27 protein-coding genes and 1 tRNA gene are annotated in these 25,572 nt (G+C 65.4%); 9 read left to right on the top strand and 19 right to left on the bottom strand.

What is annotated here, in order from left to right:
* Nucleotides 1-39: 39 nt before the first annotated feature.
* The 9 genes from ACEN2S_RS10115 to dps form a co-directional block, all read right to left on the bottom strand.
* On the bottom strand, nucleotides 40-1,233 hold the full coding sequence (locus ACEN2S_RS10115) for a phage major capsid protein (protein WP_441866147.1): 1,194 nt from the start codon (nucleotides 1,231-1,233) through the stop codon (nucleotides 40-42).
* 78 nt (nucleotides 1,234-1,311) lie between these two features.
* The gene (locus tag ACEN2S_RS10120) at nucleotides 1,312-1,857 is read right to left on the bottom strand and encodes an HK97 family phage prohead protease (RefSeq protein WP_441865779.1); all 546 of its coding nucleotides are present in this window, start codon (nucleotides 1,855-1,857) and stop codon (nucleotides 1,312-1,314) included.
* A gap of 10 nt (nucleotides 1,858-1,867) precedes the next feature.
* Nucleotides 1,868-2,101, bottom strand: a complete 234-nt coding sequence (locus tag ACEN2S_RS10125) for a GTA head formation protein, RCAP_rcc01685 family (RefSeq protein ID WP_441865782.1) — start codon at nucleotides 2,099-2,101, stop codon at nucleotides 1,868-1,870.
* A 3-nt stretch (nucleotides 2,102-2,104) separates the two neighbouring features.
* Nucleotides 2,105-3,289, bottom strand: coding sequence for a phage portal protein (locus ACEN2S_RS10130; protein ID WP_441865785.1), 1,185 nt, complete (start codon nucleotides 3,287-3,289; stop codon nucleotides 2,105-2,107).
* A gap of 166 nt (nucleotides 3,290-3,455) precedes the next feature.
* Entirely contained in the window at nucleotides 3,456-4,799 is a 1,344-nt protein-coding gene (locus ACEN2S_RS10135) for a DNA-packaging protein (RefSeq protein WP_441865788.1), read from the bottom strand.
* The gene (locus tag ACEN2S_RS10140; RefSeq protein ID WP_441865790.1) at nucleotides 4,747-5,073 is read right to left on the bottom strand and encodes a hypothetical protein; all 327 of its coding nucleotides are present in this window, start codon (nucleotides 5,071-5,073) and stop codon (nucleotides 4,747-4,749) included. The genes ACEN2S_RS10135 and ACEN2S_RS10140 overlap by 53 nt, the downstream gene beginning before the upstream one ends.
* A gap of 229 nt (nucleotides 5,074-5,302) precedes the next feature.
* Nucleotides 5,303-6,469, bottom strand: a complete 1,167-nt coding sequence (mltG, locus tag ACEN2S_RS10145; RefSeq protein WP_441865793.1) for an endolytic transglycosylase MltG — start codon at nucleotides 6,467-6,469, stop codon at nucleotides 5,303-5,305.
* A complete protein-coding gene (gene fabF / locus ACEN2S_RS10150) occupies nucleotides 6,469-7,731 on the bottom strand; it encodes a beta-ketoacyl-ACP synthase II (protein ID WP_441865796.1) in 1,263 nt (420 codons plus the stop codon). Before fabF ends, mltG begins: the two co-directional genes overlap by 1 nt.
* Before the next feature lie 278 nt (nucleotides 7,732-8,009).
* Nucleotides 8,010-8,480: a DNA starvation/stationary phase protection protein Dps gene (dps, locus tag ACEN2S_RS10155; protein WP_441865798.1), complete on the bottom strand. Its 471-nt coding sequence runs from the start codon at nucleotides 8,478-8,480 to the stop codon at nucleotides 8,010-8,012.
* Between the two features lie 283 nt (nucleotides 8,481-8,763).
* On the opposite strand from dps, the gene ACEN2S_RS10160 reads away from it, so the two are divergent.
* Nucleotides 8,764-9,228 (top strand): transglycosylase SLT domain-containing protein, encoded by a 465-nt coding sequence (locus tag ACEN2S_RS10160; RefSeq protein ID WP_441865800.1) that lies wholly within the window; start codon nucleotides 8,764-8,766, stop codon nucleotides 9,226-9,228.
* A 72-nt stretch (nucleotides 9,229-9,300) separates the two neighbouring features.
* Here the strand turns inward: ACEN2S_RS10160 and ACEN2S_RS10165 are convergent, their stop codons facing one another.
* The 5 genes from ACEN2S_RS10165 to fabD all read right to left on the bottom strand — a co-directional run bounded on the left by ACEN2S_RS10165 (nucleotide 9,301) and on the right by fabD (nucleotide 13,999).
* Complete coding sequence (locus tag ACEN2S_RS10165; protein ID WP_441865803.1) at nucleotides 9,301-10,362, bottom strand: Hint domain-containing protein; 1,062 nt, start codon at nucleotides 10,360-10,362, stop codon at nucleotides 9,301-9,303.
* A gap of 623 nt (nucleotides 10,363-10,985) precedes the next feature.
* Nucleotides 10,986-11,219, bottom strand: coding sequence for an acyl carrier protein (locus ACEN2S_RS10170; RefSeq protein WP_068765186.1), 234 nt, complete (start codon nucleotides 11,217-11,219; stop codon nucleotides 10,986-10,988).
* Between the two features lie 173 nt (nucleotides 11,220-11,392).
* Nucleotides 11,393-12,130 (bottom strand): 3-oxoacyl-ACP reductase FabG, encoded by a 738-nt coding sequence (gene fabG / locus ACEN2S_RS10175; protein ID WP_441865806.1) that lies wholly within the window; start codon nucleotides 12,128-12,130, stop codon nucleotides 11,393-11,395.
* Between the two features lie 161 nt (nucleotides 12,131-12,291).
* The gene (locus ACEN2S_RS10180) at nucleotides 12,292-12,984 is read right to left on the bottom strand and encodes an aspartate/glutamate racemase family protein (RefSeq protein WP_441865809.1); all 693 of its coding nucleotides are present in this window, start codon (nucleotides 12,982-12,984) and stop codon (nucleotides 12,292-12,294) included.
* Between the two features lie 85 nt (nucleotides 12,985-13,069).
* Entirely contained in the window at nucleotides 13,070-13,999 is a 930-nt protein-coding gene (fabD, locus tag ACEN2S_RS10185) for an ACP S-malonyltransferase (RefSeq protein ID WP_441865812.1), read from the bottom strand.
* Nucleotides 14,000-14,127: 128 nt separating this feature from the next.
* Here fabD and ACEN2S_RS10190 point away from each other — a divergent pair, with 128 nt between their 5' ends.
* The gene (locus ACEN2S_RS10190; RefSeq protein ID WP_441865815.1) at nucleotides 14,128-15,372 is read left to right on the top strand and encodes a cytochrome b/b6 domain-containing protein; all 1,245 of its coding nucleotides are present in this window, start codon (nucleotides 14,128-14,130) and stop codon (nucleotides 15,370-15,372) included.
* 71 nt (nucleotides 15,373-15,443) lie between these two features.
* Here the strand turns inward: ACEN2S_RS10190 and ACEN2S_RS10195 are convergent, their stop codons facing one another.
* Nucleotides 15,444-16,511, bottom strand: coding sequence for an aspartate-semialdehyde dehydrogenase (locus ACEN2S_RS10195; protein WP_441865818.1), 1,068 nt, complete (start codon nucleotides 16,509-16,511; stop codon nucleotides 15,444-15,446).
* 345 nt (nucleotides 16,512-16,856) lie between these two features.
* The gene (locus tag ACEN2S_RS10200; RefSeq protein ID WP_441865820.1) at nucleotides 16,857-17,429 is read right to left on the bottom strand and encodes a YceI family protein; all 573 of its coding nucleotides are present in this window, start codon (nucleotides 17,427-17,429) and stop codon (nucleotides 16,857-16,859) included.
* Nucleotides 17,430-17,793: 364 nt separating this feature from the next.
* On the opposite strand from ACEN2S_RS10200, the gene rpsF reads away from it, so the two are divergent.
* The 5 genes from rpsF to ACEN2S_RS10225 all read left to right on the top strand — a co-directional run bounded on the left by rpsF (nucleotide 17,794) and on the right by ACEN2S_RS10225 (nucleotide 20,844).
* Nucleotides 17,794-18,222: a 30S ribosomal protein S6 gene (gene rpsF / locus ACEN2S_RS10205; RefSeq protein WP_441865823.1), complete on the top strand. Its 429-nt coding sequence runs from the start codon at nucleotides 17,794-17,796 to the stop codon at nucleotides 18,220-18,222.
* 23 nt (nucleotides 18,223-18,245) lie between these two features.
* Nucleotides 18,246-18,473 (top strand): 30S ribosomal protein S18, encoded by a 228-nt coding sequence (gene rpsR, locus ACEN2S_RS10210; protein ID WP_066813893.1) that lies wholly within the window; start codon nucleotides 18,246-18,248, stop codon nucleotides 18,471-18,473.
* Between the two features lie 12 nt (nucleotides 18,474-18,485).
* Nucleotides 18,486-19,064, top strand: coding sequence for a 50S ribosomal protein L9 (rplI, locus tag ACEN2S_RS10215; RefSeq protein WP_441865826.1), 579 nt, complete (start codon nucleotides 18,486-18,488; stop codon nucleotides 19,062-19,064).
* Nucleotides 19,065-19,268: 204 nt separating this feature from the next.
* Nucleotides 19,269-20,372, top strand: a complete 1,104-nt coding sequence (locus tag ACEN2S_RS10220) for a sensor histidine kinase (protein ID WP_441865829.1) — start codon at nucleotides 19,269-19,271, stop codon at nucleotides 20,370-20,372.
* A gap of 67 nt (nucleotides 20,373-20,439) precedes the next feature.
* Nucleotides 20,440-20,844: a GFA family protein gene (locus ACEN2S_RS10225; RefSeq protein WP_441865832.1), complete on the top strand. Its 405-nt coding sequence runs from the start codon at nucleotides 20,440-20,442 to the stop codon at nucleotides 20,842-20,844.
* 93 nt (nucleotides 20,845-20,937) lie between these two features.
* Here the strand turns inward: ACEN2S_RS10225 and tig are convergent, their stop codons facing one another.
* Complete coding sequence (gene tig, locus ACEN2S_RS10230; RefSeq protein WP_441865835.1) at nucleotides 20,938-22,272, bottom strand: trigger factor; 1,335 nt, start codon at nucleotides 22,270-22,272, stop codon at nucleotides 20,938-20,940.
* A 19-nt stretch (nucleotides 22,273-22,291) separates the two neighbouring features.
* Nucleotides 22,292-22,376, bottom strand: a tRNA-Leu gene (locus ACEN2S_RS10235).
* A 169-nt stretch (nucleotides 22,377-22,545) separates the two neighbouring features.
* On the opposite strand from ACEN2S_RS10235, the gene ACEN2S_RS10240 reads away from it, so the two are divergent.
* On the top strand, nucleotides 22,546-23,265 hold the full coding sequence (locus ACEN2S_RS10240) for a Hint domain-containing protein (RefSeq protein ID WP_441865838.1): 720 nt from the start codon (nucleotides 22,546-22,548) through the stop codon (nucleotides 23,263-23,265).
* A 226-nt stretch (nucleotides 23,266-23,491) separates the two neighbouring features.
* Here the strand turns inward: ACEN2S_RS10240 and ACEN2S_RS10245 are convergent, their stop codons facing one another.
* Complete coding sequence (locus ACEN2S_RS10245; RefSeq protein WP_441865841.1) at nucleotides 23,492-25,018, bottom strand: NAD(P)H-hydrate dehydratase; 1,527 nt, start codon at nucleotides 25,016-25,018, stop codon at nucleotides 23,492-23,494.
* Between the two features lie 171 nt (nucleotides 25,019-25,189).
* On the opposite strand from ACEN2S_RS10245, the gene ACEN2S_RS10250 reads away from it, so the two are divergent.
* Nucleotides 25,190-25,528 (top strand): P-II family nitrogen regulator, encoded by a 339-nt coding sequence (locus tag ACEN2S_RS10250; RefSeq protein WP_441865844.1) that lies wholly within the window; start codon nucleotides 25,190-25,192, stop codon nucleotides 25,526-25,528.
* The last annotated feature ends 44 nt before the right edge of the window (nucleotides 25,529-25,572 follow it).

The following is a 25,572-nucleotide window of genomic DNA, read 5'->3' on the forward strand; positions in this document are numbered from 1 at the left end:
TCAGACCGGGGGCGGCCGCACCGCCCCCCGCCACGCGTGTCAGGAAACCGCGAATTTCAGCAGCTTGATCGCCGCATAATCGCTGACATCACCGCCAACCCGCTTGGAGGCATAGAACAGCACATGCGGCTTGGCCGAGAACGGATCGCGCAGCACCCGCAGATCCGGCCGCTCGGCAATCGTATAGCCCGCGCGGAAATCGCCAAAGGCCAGCGCATAGGCATTGGCGCCAATGTCGGGCATATCCTCGGCAATCAGCACCGGATAGCCCATCAGCCGCGCCGGTTCCCCCGCCGCCAGACCGTCGGACCACAGGAACCGGCCATCGGCATCCTTCATCTTGCGCACGGCCCCCGCGGTTTTGGAGTTCATCACGAAGCTGGCATTGGCCCGGTATTCCGCCCCCAGAGCATAGACCAGATCGACAATCGCATCGCTGGCATTGGTGGTGGCGAAATCCCCGGCATTGCCGGTGGCGATATAGCCCAGATTGCCCCAGGCCCAGCCCGCATTGGCCACCTTGGTATGGGTCAGGAACCCTGTCGGCTTATCCACCCCGTCACCGCTGACAAAGGCCGCCGCCTCCGCCCGGGCGAATTTGTCGGCAATCCGCGCCGCCAACCAGCCCTCGATGTCAAAGGCGCTGTCGTCCAGCAACCGCTGGCTGGCCTTCGGCATCGCCGACAGCTCATGCAGAGGAATGCTGATCCGGTCGATCTGCGGCGTCGCGGTCTCGGTCAACGTCGCCGTCTCCGAGGCCCAGCCCGAACCGATATCGGTCTTGTCGACCAGCACGTCGAAACTGGTGGATTCCACCGAGACCACACTGGCAATCTGCCGGATCGAGGCGGTCGAGCGCAGCACGCCGCGGATCGTCTCCGAGGTCTGCGGATCGACCAGATAGCCGCCCTCCGCCGCCACCTGGCTGTTGAGCGCCTTACCCTCCAGCACAAGGCCGCGCAGCCCGTCATCATCGCCCGAGCGCAGATAGGCGCCAAAGGCCTTTTGATGCGGCACGCCGGGTTCAACGGCGGCAGAAAGGGCGGGACGCCCGGTGATCATCGACTTGCGGTCCAGCATGGTCAGTCGCTCTTCCTGTTGTTGCAAACGCATCTTCACTTCGCCCTGAAAGCTTTTGACTTCGTTAAGGAAATCCCCCATCGCGGCACTCACCTCCGCCATGTCTCCCGCTGTCATGTCTCCCCCCGCCTGCGGCAGCGCCGCACCGGGCATAGGGCCGGGCACAGCTCCGCCCTTCCGGGACTTGGTCTCGGTCATCGTCACCCCTCCATCTCTTTGAGGAAAACCGCTTCAGCGCGCGGCCAGCGCCTCCGTCGCGGCCCGGATCCGCGCCGCCCATTCACGCGCGACATGGGCCTCGGCCTTCGCCGCCACCCGCGCCTCGCGCAACATCGGAAAGGTCACCAGCGACACTTCCCAAAGCTCCACCTCCGACAAGAGCCGCCGCCCCTTGGCGTCGCGCTCCGCCGCAATCGTCCGGTAGCCAATCGACAGCCCGTCAATCGCCCCCGCCGCGATCAGCGCCATCGCCTCGCGCGCCCGCGCCACCTCCGGCAAGAGCCGCCCCTTGACGAAGAGCCCGCGCGCATCCTCGCGGATCTCATCCCAGACCCCGATCGGCTCCGCCGGATCATGCTGCCAAAGCATCTTGACGCGGCCCCCCCGCGCCGCCAACCGCGCGAGGCTCGCGGCATAGGCGCCGGGCTGCACCACATCGCCGCCCTGATCGGCGAGGCCGAACAGGCTCGCATATCCCGCCAGCACCGCCCCCTCGCTCACCGCCAAAGGCTCCGCGCGGCAGAACTTCAGCTCCAGCCCGTAATCATTTGTCACCATGTCGGATTTCCTATTTTGGCACATAGTCCAGAACCCCTTGCACCGCCTGGGTCAGGATCACCGCCACCACGCCATAGACGGTCATCCACAGCCGCCGCTCCAGCCCTTCGATCATCGCCTCAATCCGTTCCAACCGCCGCTCCACCTGGGTGAACTGAAGGGACATGATCCGCTCCACCGTCTCCAGCCGCTGGTCATGCGGATCAAACGGCTCCTTGAGATAGCGCGAGCCGCCCGCCGTCACCGCTCACTCCTCCGCCCGCGGCGGCAGGCCAAGCGCGGCGCGCTTCTCGGCATCGGTCAGGAAACTTGCCGCCCCCACCCGGCTCCACTGCTGATCGCGCTCGGCAGACAGCGCCGGGATCTGGTCCAGATCCGGCCGCAACTCGACCTGCGCCCCCAAAAAGCCCGAGAGCCACCAGCCGATCCCCGCCGTCACCCGGCTGACCAGTGGCAGCACGGTCAGCCGGTAAAACGCCCGATGCGCCTCCTGATAATTGGCATAAGTGGCATCGCCCGGAATCCCCAGAAGCATCGGCGGCACCCCAAAGGCCAAAGCAATCTCGCGCGCCGCCGCATCCTTGGTCTGGTGGAACTCCATATCCGAGGGCGAGAATCCCATCGGCTTCCAGTCCAGCCCGCCTTCCAGCAGCATCGGCCGCCCGGCATTGCGCGCGCCCTGATGATGCAGCTCCATCTCGCTCACCAGCCGCTCATATTGATCGGGCGCCAACACGCCCTGCCCATCCGCCCCGCGATAGACAATCGCCCCCGAGGGCCGCGCGGCATTGTCGAGCAAGGCCTTCGACCAGGCGCTGGCCGAATTATGCACATCAATCGCCACCGCCGCCGCCTGCATCGGCGACAGCCCGTAATGGTCATCCTGCGGATGGAACGCCTTGATATGGCAGATCGGATCCGGCGCGCCGCTCATGTCAAAGCGATGTTTGCGCGCGCCGACGACATAATCATAGGCCACCGGCCAGCCATCCGCCCCCGGCACCACCTGCATCCGGTCCGAGCGCAGCACATGCAGCTCCCCCGGCAGCCCCACCTCCGGCGCCACCGCCTCCAGATAGCCATCCCCCGAGAGCAACAGCTGGCCATACAGAGCCTCAAACAGCTCCGCCCGCCCCTGACCGGCATTCGGCCGCTTGAGCAACTCCAACACCGGATGCAGCTCATAGCGCCGCTCGGCATCCTGACACAGCACCGGCAGCGCCGCCGCCGCCTCAGCAATCAGTTTCACACAGCGAAACCCCACCGGATTGCCGGTAAAGCCGATCCGGGTCAGACTGGCCGTATCGCGTGGGCTCCAAGCCACGCCGCGCCCCGACCCCGCCGCCCAACCCGCCACCCGCCCGGTGGCAGAAGCTTTGCGCTCCGCCACGCCCGTGCCCTGCCCGGATTTCCGAAAGAATCCCAACACCATCCCGCCGTCTCCCCGATGAATACCGTTCCAACCGGGGGGCTTCGCGCCCCCCGAACCCCCCGCGGGATATTTTCGACGAAGCAAGACCAAAGCCGGCATTTGCTTCGGCCCAAATATCCCCGGGGGAGTCGCCGCAGGCGACGGGGGCAGGCAGCCCCCCGCGCGCTCAGAGGCTGCGCATCTGCGGATGTCCAAAGCGCCCTGCGGGTTCCAGCATCAGCGCATGCAGCGCCCAGACCAGAGCATCCAGCCGGTCCGGGCTGCCCTTGCCGGTGAACCCCTGCACGGTCATCGCGCACATCTGATCCTCCAACCGGCCAAGCCCGCGCAGATGCCGCACCCGGCCCTGCTCATACAGCGCCGCAACTGGCTCGGCCCGCAGGCCCTTGCCCCGCCCCGCCCGCAGCGCGGTGAAGGGCACCAGCGGATCGATCTGCCGCAGCACTGCTTCAACCAGATCGCCGCCCTGATTGACCTCGGCCACCAGCCGCTCGGCCCCGTGCCGCTGCATCGCGGCGAGTGCGGCGCGCGCCCAGTCGCTGGGGCTCGCCCCCTGCACCGTCGCATCCTCCAGCACATAGGCCCGCCAGTTCGCCGGATCGCCGCGCGTCACCGCGCCCACCACGATGATCCCGCATTCATCCGAGGCCTTTCCCGCCGAGACCGCCGGATCCACCGCCACCACGATCCGGTCGAGATCCGGGGCCACCGCCACCCGCGCCGCCTCAATCCCCGCTGTGGACCAGAGCGCCCCCTCGGCCTCCTCCAGCAGAACCCCGTCCAGCTCCTGCCGCCCGATCCGCGTCCCCGCATAGCGGCTGCGCACTTCCTCGAGGAACGAGGCGGCCAGATAGGCGCGGTTCGCCTCGGTCGGCGCATGGGTCAGCACGGTCGAGGGGTTGTTGAGGATCGCCTTCAGCACCCCCACATTGCGCGGCGTGGTGGTGACCACCTGCTGCGGATGCGGCCCCAGCCGCAGCGCGAATTGCAGCATGTCCCAGGCCTCCTCCGCCCGCTTCCATTTCGCCAGCTCATCTGCCCAGGCCGCGTCAAACTGCGGCCCCCGCAGGCTTTCCGGCTCATGCGCCGAGAACACCTGCGCCGTGGCGCCATTCGGCCAGATCAGCCGCTTGCGCCCCGCCTCCCAATCCGGGCGCCGGTCGGGGGGCGAGCAGGCCAGAATCCCGCTCTCGCCAAAAATCATCACCTCGCGCACCTGATCGATGGTCTCGCCCACCAGCGCCAGCCGATGCGCCCGCCCCGGCGCCTCCGGCGTTGCCCCCTCGACCTGCGCGCGCACCCATTCGGCCCCCGCCCGCGTCTTGCCCGCCCCGCGCCCGCCAAGGATCACCCAGCTTTTCCACGCCCCCTCCGGCGGCAGCTGATGCGGCAGCGCCCAGAACTCGAAGATCCAGGGCAGCGCCAGCAGCGCATTGTCGCTCAGCCCGCCCAGAAACTCATCCACCGCCTCCGGCGTCGCGCAGGCAAGCCAGGCGGCGCCCGATCTCATCTCGCGCAAGCTCAAGGTCGAGCGCGCCGCCGCCGACCTCTCCGGCATGCTGTTTGCGGAGTTTTTCAACTCTGGTCCTCTCTTCCATCACCATGACGAATGCGGTCCGAAGGTCCTTGACCGCTTGCGCGGCCCCCTTCGCCTCGGCCCATTCGCCGCGCTTGACCTTCGTCATCGCCGCGAACAGATCCTCCGCAATTCCTCGATACAGTTCCTCGGTCTCCGAAAGCAGATCCTTCGGAGGCCCGCTTCCCGCGGAGAAATTCATGCTCATCTGTTGCTGTACCCGCCTCTCATGCACTGCACGAGCGAAACGAAAAAGCGGCCCCGGGTTTCCCCGTGCCGCTTGCCCACCTCTTCTAGCATGTCACAAGTGATACTTCAGACCGTGCGCAAAGTCAAGCCAATTCACCCTCAGGTTGCGCGCACCCAGCGTACGCCGCCTTCACAAATGAAAAATCCCCGCCATTTCTGACAGGGATTTCAAATGCTTGCAGGGGGCGTCAGTTCCCGGCGGGCGTCTGGCCCTGCTCGGCCTCCAGCTTACGCCAGCGGGCCACGTTGTCGTTGTGATCTGACAGCGTCGTTGCAAAAGCATGCCCGCCGGTGCCATCCGCCACAAAGTAGAGATAGTCCGTCTGCGCCGGGTTCAACGCCGCCTCGATGCTCGCGCGACCGGGATTGGCAATCGGCCCCGGCGGCAGCCCTTCCACCACATAGGTGTTATAGGGCGTCGCCTTGCGCAGCTCGCTCTGCCGCAGGCCGCGGCCCAGCACACCCTTGCCGCCGGTCACGCCATAGATCACCGTCGGGTCCGTTTGCAGCTTCATCCCCTGCGCCAGCCGGTTGATGAACACGCTCGCCACCTGCGGCCGCTCTTCCGCCACCCCGGTCTCTTTCTCGACGATCGAGGCCATGACCAGCGCCTCATCCGGCGTCGAATAGGGCAGGCCATCGGCCCGCGCCGCCCAGAGATCGGCCAGAATCCGGTCCTGCCGCGCCTGCATCTCGCCCAGAAGTTTCGCCCGGTCGTAGCCGCGGCTCACCTCATAGCTGTCGGGCGCCAGATGCCCCTCGGCCGGAACCTCTTTCACATCCCCGGTCAGGAATTCGGCACGCTTCAGCGCCTCCACCACCTGCCAGCTCGTGGCGCCCTCGGCCAGGGTCACCCGCAGCCGCACATCGGACTTCTGCGCCTCATCCAGATACGCCTGCGGTGCCGCCTCCGTCGCCGGATCGAACTTCACCTTCTCGACATAGCGCCCCGAGGCCGCATCCAGCTCGCGCAGGATCACATCGGTCGCATTCACCCCGATGCGGAAGTTGACTTCCGTCCCGCAGGTCGAAGGGCCACCCGCCGTCACCTGATCGACAATCGCCGTCATCGGCGCCGCCGCCGGCACCAGATACGAGCCAAACTTCAGCTGCCCCGATTTGCCCGCGTAATCCGCGCCTGCCCGGAAGATATAGCCCGAAGAGACCGCACCCTTCGCCACCAGATCATCCGACAGCCGCACGAAACTCGACCCCGGCGCAACCTTGATGCAGACCGCTTCGGTCAGCGGCCCCGGCGAGGTGTATTGCTTTTTGGCCCAGGCGGTCAGCCCGCCCAAAGCCAGCAGCAACACAATGAGAATGGTCAGGAAATTCGAGACGATATGCCGCCACATCAGTCCGTCACCCGGCCCAGGACCAGGCTGGCATTGGTGCCGCCAAAGCCAAAGCTGTTGGACAAAGCAACATCAATCTTGCGTTTCACCGCCTTGTTCGCCGCCAGATCCAGTTTCGGCGTCACCGCCGGAGTGTCGAGGTTGATCGTCGGCGGCGCAATCTGATCACGGATCGCCAGCACGCAGAAAATTGCCTCCACCGCGCCCGCCGCCCCCAGAAGGTGCCCGATCGAGGATTTGGTCGAGGACATGGTGGCCTTCGCCGCCGCATCGCCCAACAACCGCTCCACCGCGCCCAATTCAATCGTATCGGCCATGGTCGAGGTGCCATGGGCGTTGATGTAATCCACCGCCGAAGGCTCCAGCCCCGCCCGTGCCAGCGCCGCCTTCATCGCGCGGAAGCCGCCATCGCCATCCTCCGCCGGGGCGGTAATGTGATAGGCATCGCCCGAGAGGCCATAGCCCAGCACTTCGGCATAGATCTTGGCGCCGCGCGCTTTCGCATGCTCATATTCTTCCAGCACCACGACGCCCGCGCCCTCGCCCATCACGAAACCATCGCGGTCGGCGTCATAGGGCCGGCTCGCGGCTTTCGGATCATCGGCCCGCTTGGTCGAGAGCGCCTTGCAGGCGTTGAACCCGGCGATCCCGATTTCCGAGATCGGGCTTTCCGCCCCGCCCGCGATCATCACATCCGCATCGCCCCATTGGATCAGCCGCGCCGCATCGCCAATCGCATGCGCGCCGGTCGAACAGGCGGTCACCACCGCATGGTTCGGCCCCTTGAAGCCAAAGCGGATCGAGACCTGACCCGAGATCAGGTTGATCAGCGCGCCGGGGATAAAGAAGGGCGAAACCCGTTTCGGCCCCTTTTCCTTGATCAGCACCGCCGTCTCGGCAATCGTCGACAAGCCACCGATGCCCGAGCCGAGCATCACGCCCGTGCGCTCGCGGTCATGGTCGCTCGTTGGCTCCCAGCCCGCATCGCGCACCGCCTGCACCGCCGCCGCCATACCATAGAGGATAAAGTCATCCACCTTGCGGCGGTCCTTCGGCTCCATCCAGTCATCGGCATTGAACGTGCCGTTGCTGCCGTCGCCCAGCGGAATCTCGCAGGCATATTGCGTCACCACATTCGTGGTATCAAAACGGGTGATCGGCCCGGCACCGGACTCGCCGGCGATAAGCCGCGACCAGGTTTCCTCGACCCCGCATGCCAGCGGTGTGACCATCCCAAGACCTGTGACAACGACGCGACGCATACGCCCCTCCGGTAATTTTCTAGCCCAGTCGTGATACAGTCTTGTCCGGGGCTTAGCAACCAAAGCAAGACTATCCGGTTCAGTCTTTGTGACAGCGGGCGCGTTCCCGCCACCCCGCTGCCTGAAAACGACATGCCGATCCCGCCGCAAAGGCCCCCAAACGGCCCGCCGCCACCCGGCACAGGAAAAGGGGCCCTCAAAGGCCCCTTCCCGTCTCCCCCGCTTTCGGGGGAAGTATTTCCGACGCCAAGCGCCGGGTCACACGCCGGATCAGCGGATCACTTGCCCAAATGGCTTTCGATGAACCACAGATCCTTGTCGAACTGGCGGCTGGCGGCGGTGAACAGATCCGCCGTGCCCTCATCGCCCGACTCCGAGACCGTGTCGATCGCCTCGCGCAGCGACGCACCCACATCGGCAAAGCGGATCGAGATCTCTTTCACATGTTTCATCTCATCCACCAGGTCGGTCGGATAGGGTGCCAGACGCGACGACTTCACGATGGCCTCGGCGGTGCCCACCGCCTGCCCGTCCAGCACCTGAATGCGCTCGGCCATGGTATCCTCGGTTTCCGCCACCCGCGCGGCCACGGTGTCAAACAGCTCATGGATGCCGATAAAGCTCTTGCCCTTCATGTTCCAATGCGCCTGCTTCAGCGCCAACCGCAGCACGATGACATCCGAGAGACAGGCGTTCAGCGTCTCAACCGAGGTTTTGATGGCATTATCTTCAAGGCCCTTGATCGGCATGGTTCACTCCTGATTTCTGGGACGAGGCGTCAAAGGAGGACGCCTCCGTTTCGCCATCCCAACGCCGCAGCCCGGCATGGGTTCCCGATCGTCACCGGCCATCCGCCGCCCCGATGCCGCCGCTTCCCCGCTGCCCCCGGCGCCGCACCGCCGAGCCCGCGCGCACAGGCTTCACGCCGGGCGCACAAGCGGTTACAACCGCGCGACTTTCCGTGATTGATCCCGCCCCACCCGCGCAAAACATCCCGCGCCAGCCCCCCGCGACCCTGCCCCGGAGACCCGCATGACCCCGTTTTCCCGCCGCAGCGTGCTCGCGCTGATGATCGCCTCGCTTGCCGCCTGCGGACGCCCGGAACGACCGGGCCGCGAAGCCAAGGATCTCTATCCGAATGAGACGCCGCGTCTGCGGTTCCTGATCGACAAATATGCCGATGAATATCAGGTGCCGCGCAGCCTCGTGCACCGCGTCGTGCAGCGCGAAAGCCAGTATAACCCGGCCGCGCGGCATGGCGGCTACTACGGTCTGATGCAGATCATGCCGCAGACCGCGCGCACCATGGGCCACCGCGGCAGCCCCGAAAGCCTGCTCGACGCGGAAACCAACCTGAAATACGGGGTGAAATACCTGCGCGGCGCCTGGATGTGCGCCGATGGCAGCCATGACCGCGCCGTGATGTGGTATGCGCGGGGCTATTATTACGAGGCCAAACGCCGCGGCATTCTGCGCGAGACGGGGCTGAAGGCCTAGACCGCCAGCCCCCGCTCCGCCGCTTCCCGCCGCGCGCCGCAGCCCTTGCGCACCCGCGTACCGCGGGCGGCGTCAGGCGTCGAGCAGGGCCGCTTCATAGGCTTTCAGCGTCGGGCGTGCCGAGGGAATGCCCTGCTTGCCCAGCCGCGCCAGTTCGGGAAACAGCTTGGCGATCTCTGCCCGGGTGTCGGGGGCGAAACTGGCCAAAGACCGCTCTGCGGGGTGGAAGCTTTCGCTCGGAACCCCTTCGGAAAACACGATTTCGTGCTGCCGGAACAGCAGATGCACATAATCCACAAAGCCGCCTTCGCGCCGGTAGATCGTCTGGCCATTGACCAGATGCTTGGCCGCGACCAGCACTTCATGCTCGCCAAACAACAGCTCCGCCCGCGGCGAACGGATCAGCATCCGGTGCTGCGGTGAAACGGTCAGCCCGCGGCGGTTGCCCAGCGCGCCCTGCGAGAAATGGACGGGGGCCATCTCGCCCCGCGCGGGCACGCGGCGCGCGCCCACCCAGGACAGCGGCTGCAGACCGTGGTCAAGGGTCTGCACAAGATCCCCCACCCGCAATTCTTCCACCGCACGCGGCCCCCGCGCCGTCTCGATCAGCGTGCCCGCCGCGAAACAGAGCAGGATCGGCGCGCCCGCCGAGATGTCGAACACCAACACGGCGTTTTGCTGCACATAGGTCTCAAGATCCGGCACCCCCAGCAGACCGAGCACCGTCGAGAGTGAAATCCCCACGGGCAGCGCCGCCAGAACCGCCGCCTGCAGATCACTCACCAACCCGTCCAGAAGCGACGCGGGCTGACCTGCGGGATAGTGAAAATAGGTATCCTCCGCCGTCTGAAAGGCGTTCACCGCGACCGGGCTGCCCGCATCCACCGTCACATTGATCAAGAAGGGAATGCTCACCGACACCCCGACAGTGGCGGTGCCCGACCCGACCAGCGTCGCGCTGCTGCCCTGATAGCCGGCCACCTCGCCGTGATCCCAATCCTTGCCGAGATCGGCATCCTCAACCGTCAATGCGCCCGACTGCGGACCCGAAAAGCTGCTGAGAAGTTTGGTATTGCTCAGAGAAACCAGACTACCACTATACGCATACACATCGTCCAGAGACCGGGTAACCATCGATTGTACCTCTTTCACTGCAGGACGCTGCAACCAGGACAACCGAACAGAGCCCGCTCCCAGGGGGAACGGAATGGACCGGAACGGGGCAGCCGAACAAGGGGTGACGTGAGAACTGCTTCTGGTTATCAAAATGATAATCACCCGCGCGTAATGCAACCTAAAATTGTATTGCAGCCATCAAAAGACAGAAGCCGACGGCAAAATGGAACCAGTACCCCATCCCAGGGCCGGATTGTCGCGGAATGCGGTACAAACTTAGCCGCAGACATCAGCTCCGTCGCCAAGGCCGCGAATCTGCACGCGGGCACGACACCCCGATGCCGCTCCCTCCCCGGCACGCTCAACGTCACGAGGGGAGAGGGATCAACAACGGCGCCATGCGGGGGCCCGGTCGCCCGCCGCCCCCCAAATGGTACCACCCGCCCCTGGGAGCGGTGACCGCCTGACCACAACGCAAAATGGTCACAACGCAAAATGGCCGAAATACCAAGGGCCGAAATGCCAGAGGCCAAAATGCAAAATGGCGCGCCCGGGAGGGCACGCCATTTCACAAATATCGTCCAGTCCGGATTGGCTGCGGCCCGATGCCCGGCAGATGCCGCGCGAGACCGCGTCCGACCTCAGACGGCTTCCGAGATGAATTTCACCGCGTCGCCGAAGGTCTGGATGGTTTCCGCAGCGTCGTCCGGGATTTCGATGCCGAATTCTTCTTCGAAAGCCATCACCAGCTCGACGGTGTCGAGGCTGTCTGCGCCCAGATCGTCGATGAACGACGCGGTCTCGGTGACCTTGTCTTCTTCCACGCCCAGGTGCTCAACGACGATCTTCTTCACGCGATCAGCGATGTCGCTCATGTCTTTTCCTCAATATTTCGGGCTTCAGCCCTGTCTATCCTTGCTCATGTCGAGCGGCTCACGCCCCGCTTACGCAAGGCAGCCGGCAGGTAGGACACCCCCCGGCCGTCAGCGCTGCTCTTAGCACAGTCTTGCCGTAAGGCAACCGCTTTCGCAACAGCGCAGACCGCAGATCAGGCCATGTTCATGCCGCCATTGACGTGCAACGTGGCCCCGGTGACATAGGCTGCCTCCGGGCTGGCCAAATACAGGACAGCTGCCGCAATTTCAGCCGGATCGCCCATGCGGCCCGCCGGAATCCCCGCCAGAAGCCGGGTCTTTTGCTCGTCATTCAGCTTGTCGGTCATCGGGGTGGCGATGAAACCCGGCGCCACGCAATTCACCGTGATCCCGCGGCTGGCCACTTCCTGCGCCAGGCTTTTCGACATGCCGATCAGCCCGGCCTTGGCGGCGGCATAGTTGCCCTGCCCCGGATTGCCGGTGGTGCCGACGATCGAGGTGACCGAGATGATCCGCCCCCAGCGCGCCTTCATCATGCCGCGCAAAACCCCGCGCATCAGCCGGAATCCCGAGGTCAGATTGACGTCGAGCACCGATTGCCATTCCTCATCCGACATCCGCATGAACAGATTGTCGCGGGTGATCCCGGCATTGTTGACCAGAATATCCACCGATCCCATCGCCGCGGCGGCGGCCTTCGGCAGGCCCTCGACCGAGGCCGCATCCGACAGATCCGCGGTGACCACATGCGCGCGGCTGCCCAGCTCTTCGGCCAGCGCCTGCAACGGCGCCTCCCGCGTGCCCGACAAAGCCACCGTTGCACCGGCCTGATGCAGCGCCCGTGCGATGTCGCCGCCGATCCCGCCCGAGGCGCCGGTTACCAGGGCGCATTTCCCACTCAGATCAAACATATCTGCCTCATTCACTGCTTGAATTGGCGCCCCCATAACAGGCGAGGGCGCAAAGGGCTAGAATTTTGACGTGACGTCAGCCCGGCCGGCGGCGGCCCGCCGGGCCAAAATCCGCCTTCCCGCCTGAAATCCCCGCAGTTTCCTGACCGCGTGATTCCCGCTCAGGCGGCCAGCGCCAGATCCACCGCCGCGCGGCAGTGCAACGCCAGCGTGTCAAACACCGGCACCGGCACGTTCTGCGCGTTCAAGAGCATTCCCACCTCGGTACAGCCGAGGATCAGGCAATCCGCCCCCGCCGCCGCCAGCCGTTCCGCCACCGCTTCATAGGCCCTGCGGCTCTCGGGCCGGATCTGGTTGCGGCACAGCTCCTCATAGATGATCCGGTGCACCTCGGCGCGGTCGCCCACCCCCGGGAGCACGGGCGCCAGCCCCGCCGCCCGCAGCCGGTCGGTGTAAAAGCGCTGCTCCATCGTGAAGGCGGTGGCCATCAGGCCGGGGCGCTGCAATCCCGCCGCCCGGATCGCCGCCGCCGTGGCATCGCCGATGTGCAGAAAGGGCAGATCGCTCGCCGCCGCGATCTCGGGCGCGAGTTTGTGCATCGTGTTGGTGGCCAGAAGGATCATCTCGGCCCCGCCCGCCTGCAAGGCCGCCGCGTGCCGCGCGAGGATGGCGCCCGCCGCCGCCCAATCCCCCGCCGCCTGCAGCGCGGCAATCGGCGCGAAATCGACCGAGCGCAGCAAAATCTCCGCCGAATGCAAGCCGCCCCGCCGTTCAGCCACCAGCCGGTTGATCTCCGCGTAATAGAGTGCGGTCGAGGCGGCCGACATGCCGCCCAGAATCCCGATCACTTTCATCCCGCCCCTCTCCCCTGGCCCGAAAATGCCAACGGCGCAGAGGCTGCCCTCCACGCCGTCGCCCGTCAACACTCTGCGCCCGCGATCAGCCCTTGGCGGCGATCACGTCCTCCGGCGTGCCGACCGCACGGGTGCCCGCCTCCTTGGCGATCCGCTTGACCATGCCCGACAGCGCCTTGCCCGCGCCGATCTCCCAGAATTCAGTCACGCCCTGCGCCGCCATCCAGATCACCGACTCGCGCCAGCGGACCGAGCCGGTCACCTGCTCGACCAACAGCGCCCGGATCAGCTCGGGGTCGCTCACCGCCTCGGCACGCACATTGGCCACCACCGGCACTTTCGGCGTGGCAATCGCCACCCCGGCCAAAGCCTCGGCCATCGCCTCCGCGGCGGGCTGCATCAGCGCGCAATGGAACGGGGCCGAGACCGGCAGCAGGAGCGCGCGTTTGGCGCCCTTGGCCTTGGCGATGTCCAGCGCCCGCTCGACAGCCGCTTTATGGCCCGAGACCACGACCTGCGCCGGGTCATTGTCATTGGCGGCCTGACAGACCTCGCCCTGCGCGGCCTCGGCAGCCACCTCGGCGGCGGCGGCGAAATCAAGGCCCAGCAGGGCGGCCATCGCCCCCACGCCCACCGGCACTGCCGATTGCATCGCCCGGCCGCGCAGGCGCAACAGTCGCGCCGTATCGGCAAGCGTCAGCGCCCCCGCCGCACAAAGCGCGGAATATTCACCCAAGGAATGCCCGGCCACAAAGGCGGCATCGGTCACCGAGATCCCCTCGGCCTCCAGCGCCGCCATCGCGGCCATCGAGGTGGCCATCAGCGCGGGTTGCGCATTGGCGGTCAGCGTCAGATCCTCGATCGCGCCGTCCCAGATCAGCGCCGAGAGCTTTTCGCCCAATGCCTCATCCACCGCCTCAAACACCGCGCGCGCGGCGGGATAGGCCTCGGCCAGCGCATGCCCCATACCGATGGTCTGCGCGCCCTGCCCCGGAAAAACGAATGCCTTGCTCATCTTGGTCCCCCGTTTGGTCTGGCCCCGATCTAACGCGGGATGCGCCCCGGCACAACAACTGTGCGTGAAAGGGCATGGGCGCGGCCGCAAACTCGGTCTATGCTGCGCGCGCAAAGTCCGGAGAAATCATGCCCCTGTCGAACACGCCCTACCGCTATGGCGGTGTCGCCCGCAGCCTGCATTGGCTGATGGCCCTGTTGGTCCTCACCGCCATCGGCCTTGCACTCTATATAGATGAGCTGCCGCGCGCCTCAGACAGCGAAGTGGCGCGGGTGGCGCTGTTGTTCCAGATCCATAAATCGGTGGGGCTGGCCGCCTTTGCCACCGCGCTGATCCGCATCCTCTGGGCCTTTGTGCAACCCAAACCGGTGCCGCTGCACCCCGAGCGGCGGCTGGAAACCTTTGCCGCCGAAGTCATGCATTGGGCGCTCTATGGCGCGATGCTGGTGATGCCGCTCTCGGGCTGGGTGACGCATGCCGCCTCCACCGGCTTTGCGCCGATCCCCTGGCCCTTCGGTCAGGGCCTGCCTTTCGTGCCCAAAAGCCCGGCACTAAGCGAGGCGGCGGGCCATGTGCATGACACGGCGGCGGTGGTGCTCTATCTGGCGCTGGCCGCGCATGTGCTTGGCGCGCTGAAACATGTGATCATCGACAAGGATGCCACGCTGGCGCGGATGCTGCGCGGCACCGCCGCCGGACCGATCGAAACCAATGGCCACAGCGCCGCGGGCGCCGTGGCGGCACCGCTGATCGCGCTGGTGGTCTGGGCGGGTGTCATCGGCACCGGCTTTTTGCCCAGCGAAGATCACGGCCCCCGCACCGCCCGCGCCGAGACGCTGGCCACGCAGACCCCCAGCCTGATGAGCAGCACCCTGCCCGCCGAAAACGCCAAGATGTGGAATGTGGTCTCGGGCAGCGTCGGCATCGCCGTGCTGCAAATGGGCTCGGAAGTCACCGGCAGCTTTGCCGATTGGTCCGCCGCGATTGACTATGATGAGACGAGCCGGATCGGACAGGTCACCGTCACCATCCCGGTCACCAGCCTGACACTGGGCTCGGTGACGCAGCAGGCGCTGGGGGCGGATTTCTTCGACGCGACCAATTTCCCCGAAGCGGTGTTCACCGGCGACATCGCCCCCTCGGCCACGGGTGGCGAAGGGCTGGAGGCGACCGGCACGCTGGCCTTGCGCGGCGCGACGATCCCACTGACCCTGCCCTTCATCCTGACGATTGAGGGCGACACGGCAACCATGCAGGGCTCGACCAGCATCGACCGCCGCGCCGTCGGCATGGGGGAGAATTACCCCGATGAAGGCACGGTCGGCTTTAACGTGCGGGTGGATGTGAACCTGATCGCCAAGCGCGCGCAGTAAGAAACCAGCATATCAGATTGAAAACGCCCGCAGAAATCCCTGCGGGCGTTTTTGTTTCTGCGGGCCGCGGCTCAGGCCACCGGCGCCAGCAGGGTCTCGGCGATCTGCACGGCGTTCAGCGCGGCCCCTTTCAGGAGTTGATCGCCCGCCACGAAGAGCGCCAGCGACCGCCCCGAGGGATCGCCCAGATCACGGCGGATGCGGCCCACCAGCACATCATCCTGCCCGCTCGCCTCGCAGGGCATCGGGAAATGGTTCGCCGCGCGGTCATCGACCAGCCGCAGCCCCGGTGCCGCCGCCAGCAGCGCGCGCGCTTCCTCTTCGCTGACCACATCTGCGAATTCCACGGTAATGGCCATCGCATGGGCGCGCAAAACCGGCACCCGGATGCAGGTGATGCTGACCGGCAGCTCCGGCAGATCCATGATCCGGCGGGTTTCGGCGACCACTTTCAGCTCTTCATCATTATAGCCGGTGGCGGGATCAATCGCCGCATTATGGCTGAAGATGTTGAACGCATAGGGATGCGGCAGCACTTTCGGCGCGAAAGCCTCGCCGTTGATCGCAGCCTGGGTGGAGACCCGCAGCTCCTCCATCGCCGCTGCACCCGCCCCCGAGGCCGCCTGATAGGTGGCGATGTTCAGACGGCGGATCGCATGGGCGCGGTGCAAGGGTGCCAGCGCCACCGTCGCAATCGCCGCCACGCAGTTCGGGTTGGCAATCACCCCATGATGCGCCTGCATCGCGCCCGCATTCACTTCGGGCACCACCAGCGGCACATCCGACGCCATGCGGAAGGCCGAGGAATTGTCGACCACCAAGGCCCCCGCCCGCACCGCCACCGGCGCGAATTTGCGCGAAATCGTCGCCCCGGCCGAGAAGAGCGCGATGTCCACACCCTCGAAACTCGCCTCGGTCAGCTCTTCCACCACGACCGGCTGACCGGCGAAATCCATCACCTTGCCCGCCGACCGCGCCGAGGCCAGCAGTTTCAGTCGCCCCAGCGGAAAATTGCGGGCGGCAAGGCAGGTCATCAGCTCGACCCCGACCGCGCCGGTGGCGCCGACAATGGCGACCACGGGGTTGGGGTTGGCCACGCGGTGCGCGGCAGAAGCGAGGATATCTTGAAACTGGGTCATGTCATTCTCATCCGTTGGAAATTGGGGGAGAAGGACGGGCGTGGTGATCCAGAAGGCCCTGTCCGTCTCCGGCAGGGCGCTCGATCCGTGTTACGCTTGGGTCTGACCCGCGCACAGGACCGATTCCCCCGCCGAAGCGGTGGTCTTAGTCGTGCGTTTGAGGGTCAGTTGCGTGAACATGGGCGGCGGGGTAGCAAATCGCCCCCCGCTTGGCAACGGGATTTTTGAGCAGGCCCCGCGCGCCGGACCGCCGCATCACACCGGCCAACGGATGGAAAATGGCCGCGAAAAAAAACGGGCGCCGGATCGCTCCGACGCCCGCCTGTACCGGCTATGGTGATCAGATCACTCGGCCTTCATCGCCTCGACCGAGATGTCGAGCGCCACTTCGTCGCTGACATAGGGGGCGAACATGCCCAGACCGTAATCCGAGCGCAGCAGGGTGGTGGTGGCGTTGAAGCCTGCCCAGGGCTTGCCCTCCATCGGGTGATCGCCCGCCTGGTTCAGCACCGCATCCAGCACGACCGATTTCGTCACGCCGTTCAGCGTCAGATCGCCGGTGATCTTGGCGGTCTTGTCGCCGGTCACTTCGATGCCGGTCGATTTGAAGGTAACCATCTCGTCATCGGTGGCGTCAAAGAAATCTTTCGACATGAAATGGTCGAAACGCGCCTGCCAGCCGGTCAGCATGGTTTTCACCGGGAAAGCCACCTCAACCGACGAGGCGGCCGGATCGGCCTGATCAAAGGCGATCTTGCCCTCAAAGCCCGAGAACATGCCGGTGCCGGTGGAATAGCCAAGGTGGTTGTAGTGGAACACAATCTGGCTGTGGCTCGGGTCTAGCACATAGGCCTCGGGTGCCGCGAAAGCGGTGGTGGCGAACAGGCCGAAGCCAGCGGCGAGGAGGAGAGATTTCATTTGTGTACCCTTGGGTTGACGGTATTTGCCTTCCCAATATAGTCAGATGCTGCTCTGCGGCAATTCCGCGCCGGAACACAGTTTTTGTGCATATACGCACCATTTTCTGTGCAGTTTGGTCAGAAATCCGCCGATGCGGTCAGCGCATCCCCGCCGAGGGGCCGCAAAGCCGGCCCCGCCCGCCCGCCGCGCGCAAAACAACGGCTTTTGCCGCGCAAACCGGCCGCTTTTGCTTGCATCCCGCGCCAATCCCCCTATAAGGCAGCTTCCTTTCCACGGTTATGCAACCGGTGGAACCTCTCGTGACGGGATGTGGAAAGGCCAGCCCGTCTATGAAGTCCACCCTGACAGAACAGGAGCTTACATGCCGCTTTACGAGCATGTGCTGATCGCGCGTCAGGATCTTTCCAATGCGCAGGCCGAAGGCCTCATCGAACATTTCTCCACGGTTCTCGCGGACAACGGCGGCAAAGTCGTTGAAAACGAATACTGGGGCGTCAAAACGATGGCCTACAAGATCAACAAGAACCGCAAAGGCCATTACGCCTTCCTGAAAACCGACGCCCCGGCGGCTGCGGTTCTGGAAATGGAACGTCTGGCCCGTCTGCATGACGATGTCATGCGCGTTCTGACCATCAAAGTCGACGCCCACGAAGAAGGCCCGTCGGTTCAGATGCAGAAACGTGACGAGCGTTCCGAGCGTGGTGACCGCGGCGACCGTGGTGATCGTGGTGACCGTGGGGACCGTGGCGGCGAGCGCCGTGAACGTTCCGACCGCGGCGACCGTCGCTGATCTGGCTGGAAAGGACATAAATCATGGCGAACAAACCGTTTTTCCGCCGTCGCAAGGTCTGCCCGTTCTCGGGCGATAACGCGCCGAAGATCGACTACAAAGACGTGCGTCTGCTGCAGCGCTACGTTTCCGAGCGTGGCAAGATCGTGCCCGCCCGTATCACCGCCGTTTCGGCGAAAAAACAGCGCGAGCTGGCCCGTGCGATCAAACGTGCGCGCTTCCTGGCTCTGCTGCCCTACGCCGTGAAGTAAGGAGAGACCCCCATGCAAGTCATCCTGCTGCAACGTGTGGCCAAACTGGGCCAGATGGGCGAAGTCGTAAACGTCAAGGACGGTTACGCCCGCAACTTCCTCTTGCCGCAAGGCAAGGCGCTGCGCGCCAATGATTCGAACATCAAATCGTTCGAACAGCGCAAAGCCCAACTGGAAGCCACCAACCTCGAGACCCGCAAAGAAGCGGAAGCTCTGGGCGACAAGCTGGCCGGCCAGCAGTTCATCGTGATCCGTTCGGCGTCTGACGCCGGTGCGCTTTACGGTTCGGTCACCCCGCGTGACGTGGCGGAAGCCGCGACCGAGGCTGGCTTTACCGTTGACCGCAAACAGGTCGTGGTTCTGCTGCCGATCAAGGAACTGGGCCTGCACGACGTTTCCGTCGTTCTGCACCCGGAAGTCACCGTCACCGTGACGATGAACGTGGCGCGTTCGGCTGAAGAAGCCGAGCTGCAAGCCTCGGGTAAATCGATCCAGCAGCTGGCCGCCGAGGCCGAAGCTGAAGCCGAGTTCGAAATCGCCGAATTGTTCGACGAAATGGGCGCGGCCAACGAAGACGGCGAAGACATGTAATCCCTCCCGGGATCACATTTCTGACCTTACAGAACGCGCTCCGGGCAACCGGGGCGCGTTTTGCTGTGCGCGGAGGCCTGTCGCGCGACGCCACGACCTCCCCCCGCGCCACACCACGGCGGGCGGCCCTTTTGACACGCATACCCTTGTGTCCCCGCCCGCCTGACCTATAAAGACTTTAACCTTTTTCGCAGGAGCCCCTTGATGATCGCTGCCCCGCATCCGCAGCAAGCCGCACGGCTTCGGGCGCTCCAGGAGTATGAAATCCTCGACACCGACCGTGAAAAGGACTTCGACGAGGTGGTGCAGCTGGCCGCGGGCATCTGTGGCACGGCGATTTCGGTGATCAACCTGATCGACGGCGACCGCCAGTGGTTCAAGGCCGAAGTGGGGCTCGGGGTGCGGGAAACCCCGCTGGAAACCTCGCTCTGCGCGCATGTGATCCTGGAGCAGGATTTCGTCGAGATCCCCAACACCGAGCAGGACCCGCGCATGCAGGACAATCCGCTGGTGCAGGGGGAGCCGGGGCTGAAATTCTATGCGGGTGCCCTGCTGACCGCCGAGAACGGCCTGCCGATCGGCACGCTCTGCGTGCTCGACTATGCGCCGAAAGAGCTGACCCCGTTTCAGCGCGATGCGCTGCGGGTGCTGGCGCGGCAGGTGATGAACCAGCTCGACCTCAGGCTGGCGCTGAAGAACGCCACGATCCTGCGGCAAGAGGTCGATCACCGGGTCAAGAATTCGCTGCAATCCGTCTCGTCGCTGGCGCGTGTGCAGGCCCGCGCCGCGCAAGGCGATGAGGCGCGCGCCGCGCTGGAAAAGGTGCAGCGGCAGATCGAGACCGTCGCCGCCCTGCACGAACAGCTCTACAAGACCGATACCGGTGCCGAGATTGATCTGGCCCGCTATATCGAGAATGTCGGCAAATTTCTGGGCGGTGCGGCGCCGGAAAACGTGCGCGTTGAAACCGATGTCGAGAGCGCCCTCGTCCCCTCGCAAACCGCGGCGGCGGTGGGGATCTTGATGAATGAATTCGCCACCAATTCCTTCAAACACGGCTTTCCCGACGGGCGGGACGGGCTGGTGCGCTTTGTGCTGCGCCAGCAGCCGGATGCGATGATCTCGATCCATTGCGCGGATAACGGCATCGGACTGCCCGCCGATATGTCACCCGAACTCCCCTCGGATTCCGCCGGTCTCGGGCTGAAGGTGGCGGAAGCGGTAAGCCAGCAGATCGGCGGCGATCTGGTGCTCAGCTCCTCGCCCGCGGGCTTTTCCGCACATATCCTGTTCCCGGCCGTGGCGTAAAAGCCCCTTCCCGCGTCACCGGAAGCTGGCTAGGCTGGCCCTCCATCCGGAGAACAGGAGATACCCGATGACCCTCAGCGGAGGTTGCCTCTGTGGCGCCATCAGCTTTGCGACCGAGGCCACCCCGGTCACCATTGCCAATTGCCATTGCACCGATTGTCAGAAAGCGACGGGGGCGGCCTATGCCACGCTGGTTTTCGTTCCGGTTGAGGGGCTGCAGCTGACCGGCACGCCGCAGCGCTATGAACATGCCTCGGACCGCGGCAGCAAGATGACCAAGCATTTCTGCGGCACCTGCGGCACGCCGGTCTTTTCCGAGAACGCCGCCCGCGCCGGGCTGATCGGCCTGCGTGCCGGGGTGATCGACCAGAAAGACGCCATCACGCCCGAGCGCAACATCTTCACCGCCAGCAAGATCGCCTCGACCCCGCTCGACCCGGCCCTGCCCCGCTTTGACAAGATGCCCGGCTGATCTTGCGCTGACCGCCGCAACGCCCCGGCATCCGCAGCCGCCATGCAAAAGGCCGCCCCGAAGGGCGGCCTTTCGTGTCGCATCCGGACAGGATCAGAGCTCGTCGAGCGCCTCGATGGCGGTCTGCAGCTCTTCCTTGGTCACTTCTTTATCGGTCACGGCAGCGCCGGCCACGATGAAGTCGACGACCTTGTCTTCAAAGATCGGTGCGCGCAGTTGCTGTTGCATCTGCTGGTTTTGCTGCACGAATTCAAAGAAGGCGCGTTCCTGGCCCGGGTATTGACGCGCCTGGTTCAGCACGGCCTGGGTCATTTCAGCGTCGGTCACTTCGATTTTCTCGATGCGGCCCATTTCGGCGAGCAGGAGGCCCAGACGCACGCGGCGCTCGGCCAGCGTCTTGTGCTCGTCGGTGACCTCGATCGACCCGTGGTTGTGATCATGCACTTCCGGGTTTTCTTCGTGCCAGAGCTGGTGCGCGATCTGGTTGGCTTCGGCTTCCACCAGCGAGGGCGGCAGGTCGAATTTCACCAGAGCGTCGAGCTGGTCGAGCAGCGCGCGCTTCATCACCGCGCGGGCAGCGCCGTTGAACTCGGCTTCCAGACGGGTGGTGATTTGGCCTTTGAGAGCAGCCAGATCTTCCGCGCCAAATTTCTTGGCCAGATCGTCGTTGATCTCGGTCGCCACAGCCGCTTTCACCGCATGCACTTTGCACTCGAAGGTCGCGTCTTTGCCGGCCAGATGCGCCGCCTGGTATTCCGCCGGGAAGGCGACTTTCACCAGAACCTCGTCACCGACTTTGGCGCCGACCAGCTGTGCTTCAAAACCCGGGATGAACGAGTTCGAGCCGAGCTCGAGCGGATAGCCTTCGCCCGCGCCGCCTTCAAAGGCCACACCGTCGACTTTGCCGAGGAAGTCGATCACAACCTGATCGCCGTTCTCTGCGGCAGCGCCTTCGGCTTTGTCTTCAAAGTTCTTGGCGGATTTCGCGAGGTTTTCCAGCGCTTCGGTCACGGCAGCCTCTTCGGCTTTCACCACCAGACGCTCCAGCGTGATGCCGCCCAGTTCCACCGACGGGATCGCCGGCAGCGCTTCATAGGCCATGGTCACCACGACGTCCTGACCTTCTTTCCAGGTCTCGCCGTCTTTCATTTCGACTTTCGGCTGCATCGCGGGGCGATCGCCGGTTTTCTCGAAATGGTCCTGCATCGCGCCGTCAATGGCTTCCTGCATGGCATCGCCCAGCACGCGCTGGCCGAATTGCTTGCGCAGAATCGGCATCGGCACTTTGCCTTTGCGGAAACCCTTGACCTCGATCTCGGGCTGCGCCTCGACCAGCTTCTCGACGACTTTCGCGTCCAGCTCAGCGGCCGACAGGGTGATCTCGTAGCCGCGCTTGAGGCCTTCGTTCAGGGTCTCGGTGACCTGCATTCCTACATCCTTTTGTTCGTGGTGCGGGTGAAGGGACTCGAACCCCCACGCCTTGCGGCGCCAGAACCTAAATCTGGTGCGTCTACCAATTCCGCCACACCCGCATGTGCCAAGACGCGCGCCCAAGCCGACGCGCGTCAAATCCGCGCCCTTCTAGCAAGGTTGCCCGGACGATGCGAGAAGAAAAGCAGCGCAGAAATCCCTCGCCTGCGAGAAATATCTGGGTTAATTTGTCCCAAAAATAAACGAGGCAGCAGCAACAGGACGACCCCGATGGCGAAAACGACCACGGGGCGCGACGCAGGGCAGGCACCCGGCGCGAGCCCGACATATGAATATTCAATCTCTTCAGCCCCCTCCGATACGGTTTTTGCCGCCGGGGCGGTTTCGACGGCCGATCTGGCGGCGCTGATGGCGCAGGCCAGCGGCCGCAAGGATGCCGAGCGGATCGGGGCCGGTGGCATTGCCACGGGCACGCGGATTCTGACGCTCGACGGCGCTTTGCCGGTGGAGTTTCTCAACCCCGGCGACCGGATCATCACGCGCTCCGGCATGAAAGTGCTGCGGCAGATCCGGGCCGGGTTGGCGCGTGGCGCGGTGATCCGCATCGGTCAGGGCTCGCTGGGCCATGACCGCCCCGAACAGCCCTTGGTGCTGGCGGCCGACACGCCGGTTTTGCTGCGCGACTGGCGGGCTCAGGCGCTCTATGGCACCGGGCAGGCGCTGGTGCCGGTCAGCCGGTTGGCGGATGGGGAAATGATCGTGCGGATCGAGCCGCGGCTCAGCCCCGACGCGGCCAATTACGACAACCGCCCCGCCCCCACCGCGAGCGAGCTTGCGGCGCAGGCGGAGACCCAGATGCCGGTGCGGCTCTATACATTGCAGTTCGACACGCCCGAGATCCTCTATGCCGATGGCGTCGAGGTGGGCTGTGAAGCGCTGCCGGTGCCCTTGGCACGCGCGGAGGAGCAGACACTGGCCTGTCCGGCCTGAGGCCGCGGGCTTCCGAATCATCGGCGCGCCCTGTCTCAGGCGCGCGGTGCCGGTGGCGCTTCCTGACTTGGGTGCTCCCCCGTCTCGGGTGCTCCCAGTCTCGGGTGCTCGCTATCACCGGCACAATGCGAAAACGGCCCCCGCTGCACACCAGCGGGGGCCGTTTTGCGATCCTCCGCACCGCGCCGGGGCGCGGCGGGGGCCGAAGCGTCAGGCCCGCATGGCCTCAGGCCCCCAGGTGCCGCAGCACGCCCGGCAGCGCCTCGGGCAGATCTTCGGCGATCAGGCCGGGGCCAAAGGCCCGCGCGGCCTCGGCGTGCAGCCAGGCCGCCGAACAGACCGCGTCAAAGGGCCTGTGCCCGCGCGCGATCAGCCCGGTGATCAACCCGGCCAGCACATCGCCGGCCCCCGCCGTCGCCAGCCAGGGCGCCGCGGCGGCACCTGTGGCCGCCGAAATCGCCGCCTGCCCCCCGGGTGCCGCGATCACCGTATCGGCCCCTTTCAGCAGCACCACACAGCCCGCCCGCGCCGCCGCCGCCCGCACCGCATCCAGCCGCGAATAGGCCGGGCCGCTCTGCGCCGGGGCCGACAACTGCCCGGCCAGATCCGGGAAGAGCCGGGCGAATTCCCCCTCATGCGGGGTCAGCACGCAATCTGCATGCAGAATGTCGAACAACACCTTGGGATCCGTAGCAAAAGCGGTCAGCGCATCGGCATCGAGCACCGTCGGCCGCGCCAGCGCCAACACCTGCGGCACCGTGGCCCGCGCGCGCGGATCCTCCAGCCCCGGCCCGAGACAGACCGCGTTGATCCGCTTGTCCTGCAAAAAGCCCTGCAGGGCATAGGCATCGGCCACCGAGCGCAGCATGATCGCCTCCAGCCGCGCGGCATTCTCCGTCACCGCGGTGGGCGGACAGATCAGGGTCACCAGCCCCGCACCGATCCGCAGCGCCGCCCGCGCCGCCAGCCGGGCCGCCCCCCCGCGCCCCTGCCCGCCCGAGAGCACCACCGCATGACCATGCGCATATTTATGGCGGCCGATCTTGGCCAGAGACCGCACCGGGCCGGTGATCAGCTCGATCTGCTCAGCGGCCGAGATCGCCGCCCCGGCATCGCCGAGGCCGATGTCCGCAACCACCAGCTTGGCCGTGAAAAAGCCGCCCTGATCCAGAAAATGCCCGGGCTTGGCGGCGTGGAAGGTCACCGTCAGATCGGCGGGATGGTCGATATACTCGCCCTCCGCCAGCACGCGGCCACTGTCGGCACAAATCCCCGAGAGGATGTCCACCGCCACCAGCGGGCAGCCGCTTTCCTGCGCCATGCCGAGGAGCCCCCAGACGCCCCCCGCCAGCGGGCGGCTGAGGCCGGTGCCAAAAAGCGCATCCACCACCAGCGGCCGGGCCGCCAGCAGCTCCCAGCTCAGCTCTTCCGGCGCGATCACCGGCCCGGTGAAGCCCGCCCGCATCTCCTGTGCCGCGGGGCCCGGCGTCCCCGGCAAGGAAACCAGCGTGACCGCCATCCCCAGAGCCGCCAGCAGCCGCGCGATCTCGGCACCATCGCCGCCATTGTTCCCCGGCCCGCAGAGCACGACCGCCGCCTGCCCCGCCATGCAGCGCTCGGGCCATTCCGACCGCATCGCCGCCACCACTTCCGCCGCCGCCCGCCGCATCAGCGCCGCCCCGCTCAGCGCGCCGGAGGCCATCGCCGCCGCCTCGGCCGCCCGCATCTGTGTCGCCGTCAGAATTTCGGTCATTTTGCCTATATCTTTCTCATATCGCCCAATATAAAGTCACATCGCACAAATATTAAGCGTTACATTCGGAATCCCAAACGGCTTGCACCTCCTGTGAGCCTAGCCGATTGTGAGGCTTGCGTGAAAGTGGTCTGACACGATGCGACGGAATTCTGACGGGGGAGTCGGCGGATGAAGAAGATCGAAGCGATCATCAAGCCCTTCAAGCTCGATGAGGTGAAGGAAGCGCTGCAAGAGGCTGGCATTCAGGGCCTCTCGGTGATCGAAGTCAAAGGCTTCGGTCGGCAAAAGGGCCATACGGAGCTCTATCGCGGCGCCGAATATGTGGTCGATTTCCTGCCCAAGGTGAAAATCGAAATCGTCCTGCCGGACGATCAGGTCGAAATGGCGATCGATGCCATCATCGGTGCCGCGCGCACCGAGAAAATTGGCGACGGCAAGATCTTTGTCTCGCCGGTGGAACAGGCAATCCGGATCCGCACCGGCGAAACCGGTGATGACGCGGTCTGACGGCCCGTCTGCACCGCAGTGAAATACGGGTGGCATTCCACCCG

This window comes from Phaeovulum sp. W22_SRMD_FR3 (assembly GCF_052113705.1).
Classification (GTDB): Bacteria; Pseudomonadota; Alphaproteobacteria; order Rhodobacterales; family Rhodobacteraceae; genus JBGQOG01.

Bases quoted from the DNA above. Each gene is read 5' to 3' on its own strand.
- ACEN2S_RS10115 (WP_441866147.1), bottom strand. From the start codon at position 1,233: ATGCCCGGTGCGGCGCTGCCGCAGGCGGGGGGAGACATGACAGCGGGA.
- ACEN2S_RS10120 (WP_441865779.1), bottom strand. From the start codon at position 1,857: ATGGTGACAAATGATTACGGGCTGGAGCTGAAGTTCTGCCGCGCGGAG.
- ACEN2S_RS10130 (WP_441865785.1), bottom strand. From the start codon at position 3,289: ATGGTGTTGGGATTCTTTCGGAAATCCGGGCAGGGCACGGGCGTGGCG.
- ACEN2S_RS10135 (WP_441865788.1), bottom strand. From the start codon at position 4,799: ATGAGATCGGGCGCCGCCTGGCTTGCCTGCGCGACGCCGGAGGCGGTG.
- ACEN2S_RS10140 (WP_441865790.1), bottom strand. From the start codon at position 5,073: ATGAGCATGAATTTCTCCGCGGGAAGCGGGCCTCCGAAGGATCTGCTT.
- mltG (WP_441865793.1), bottom strand. From the start codon at position 6,469: ATGTGGCGGCATATCGTCTCGAATTTCCTGACCATTCTCATTGTGTTG.
- fabF (WP_441865796.1), bottom strand. From the start codon at position 7,731: ATGCGTCGCGTCGTTGTCACAGGTCTTGGGATGGTCACACCGCTGGCA.
- dps (WP_441865798.1), bottom strand. From the start codon at position 8,480: ATGCCGATCAAGGGCCTTGAAGATAATGCCATCAAAACCTCGGTTGAG.
- ACEN2S_RS10160 (WP_441865800.1), top strand. From the start codon at position 8,764: ATGACCCCGTTTTCCCGCCGCAGCGTGCTCGCGCTGATGATCGCCTCG.
- ACEN2S_RS10165 (WP_441865803.1), bottom strand. From the start codon at position 10,362: ATGGTTACCCGGTCTCTGGACGATGTGTATGCGTATAGTGGTAGTCTG.
- ACEN2S_RS10170 (WP_068765186.1), bottom strand. From the start codon at position 11,219: ATGAGCGACATCGCTGATCGCGTGAAGAAGATCGTCGTTGAGCACCTG.
- fabG (WP_441865806.1), bottom strand. From the start codon at position 12,130: ATGTTTGATCTGAGTGGGAAATGCGCCCTGGTAACCGGCGCCTCGGGC.
- ACEN2S_RS10180 (WP_441865809.1), bottom strand. From the start codon at position 12,984: ATGAAAGTGATCGGGATTCTGGGCGGCATGTCGGCCGCCTCGACCGCA.
- fabD (WP_441865812.1), bottom strand. From the start codon at position 13,999: ATGAGCAAGGCATTCGTTTTTCCGGGGCAGGGCGCGCAGACCATCGGT.
- ACEN2S_RS10190 (WP_441865815.1), top strand. From the start codon at position 14,128: ATGCCCCTGTCGAACACGCCCTACCGCTATGGCGGTGTCGCCCGCAGC.
- ACEN2S_RS10195 (WP_441865818.1), bottom strand. From the start codon at position 16,511: ATGACCCAGTTTCAAGATATCCTCGCTTCTGCCGCGCACCGCGTGGCC.
- ACEN2S_RS10200 (WP_441865820.1), bottom strand. From the start codon at position 17,429: ATGAAATCTCTCCTCCTCGCCGCTGGCTTCGGCCTGTTCGCCACCACC.
- rpsF (WP_441865823.1), top strand. From the start codon at position 17,794: ATGCCGCTTTACGAGCATGTGCTGATCGCGCGTCAGGATCTTTCCAAT.
- rpsR (WP_066813893.1), top strand. From the start codon at position 18,246: ATGGCGAACAAACCGTTTTTCCGCCGTCGCAAGGTCTGCCCGTTCTCG.
- rplI (WP_441865826.1), top strand. From the start codon at position 18,486: ATGCAAGTCATCCTGCTGCAACGTGTGGCCAAACTGGGCCAGATGGGC.
- ACEN2S_RS10220 (WP_441865829.1), top strand. From the start codon at position 19,269: ATGATCGCTGCCCCGCATCCGCAGCAAGCCGCACGGCTTCGGGCGCTC.
- ACEN2S_RS10225 (WP_441865832.1), top strand. From the start codon at position 20,440: ATGACCCTCAGCGGAGGTTGCCTCTGTGGCGCCATCAGCTTTGCGACC.
- tig (WP_441865835.1), bottom strand. From the start codon at position 22,272: ATGCAGGTCACCGAGACCCTGAACGAAGGCCTCAAGCGCGGCTACGAG.
- ACEN2S_RS10240 (WP_441865838.1), top strand. From the start codon at position 22,546: ATGGCGAAAACGACCACGGGGCGCGACGCAGGGCAGGCACCCGGCGCG.
- ACEN2S_RS10245 (WP_441865841.1), bottom strand. From the start codon at position 25,018: ATGACCGAAATTCTGACGGCGACACAGATGCGGGCGGCCGAGGCGGCG.
- ACEN2S_RS10250 (WP_441865844.1), top strand. From the start codon at position 25,190: ATGAAGAAGATCGAAGCGATCATCAAGCCCTTCAAGCTCGATGAGGTG.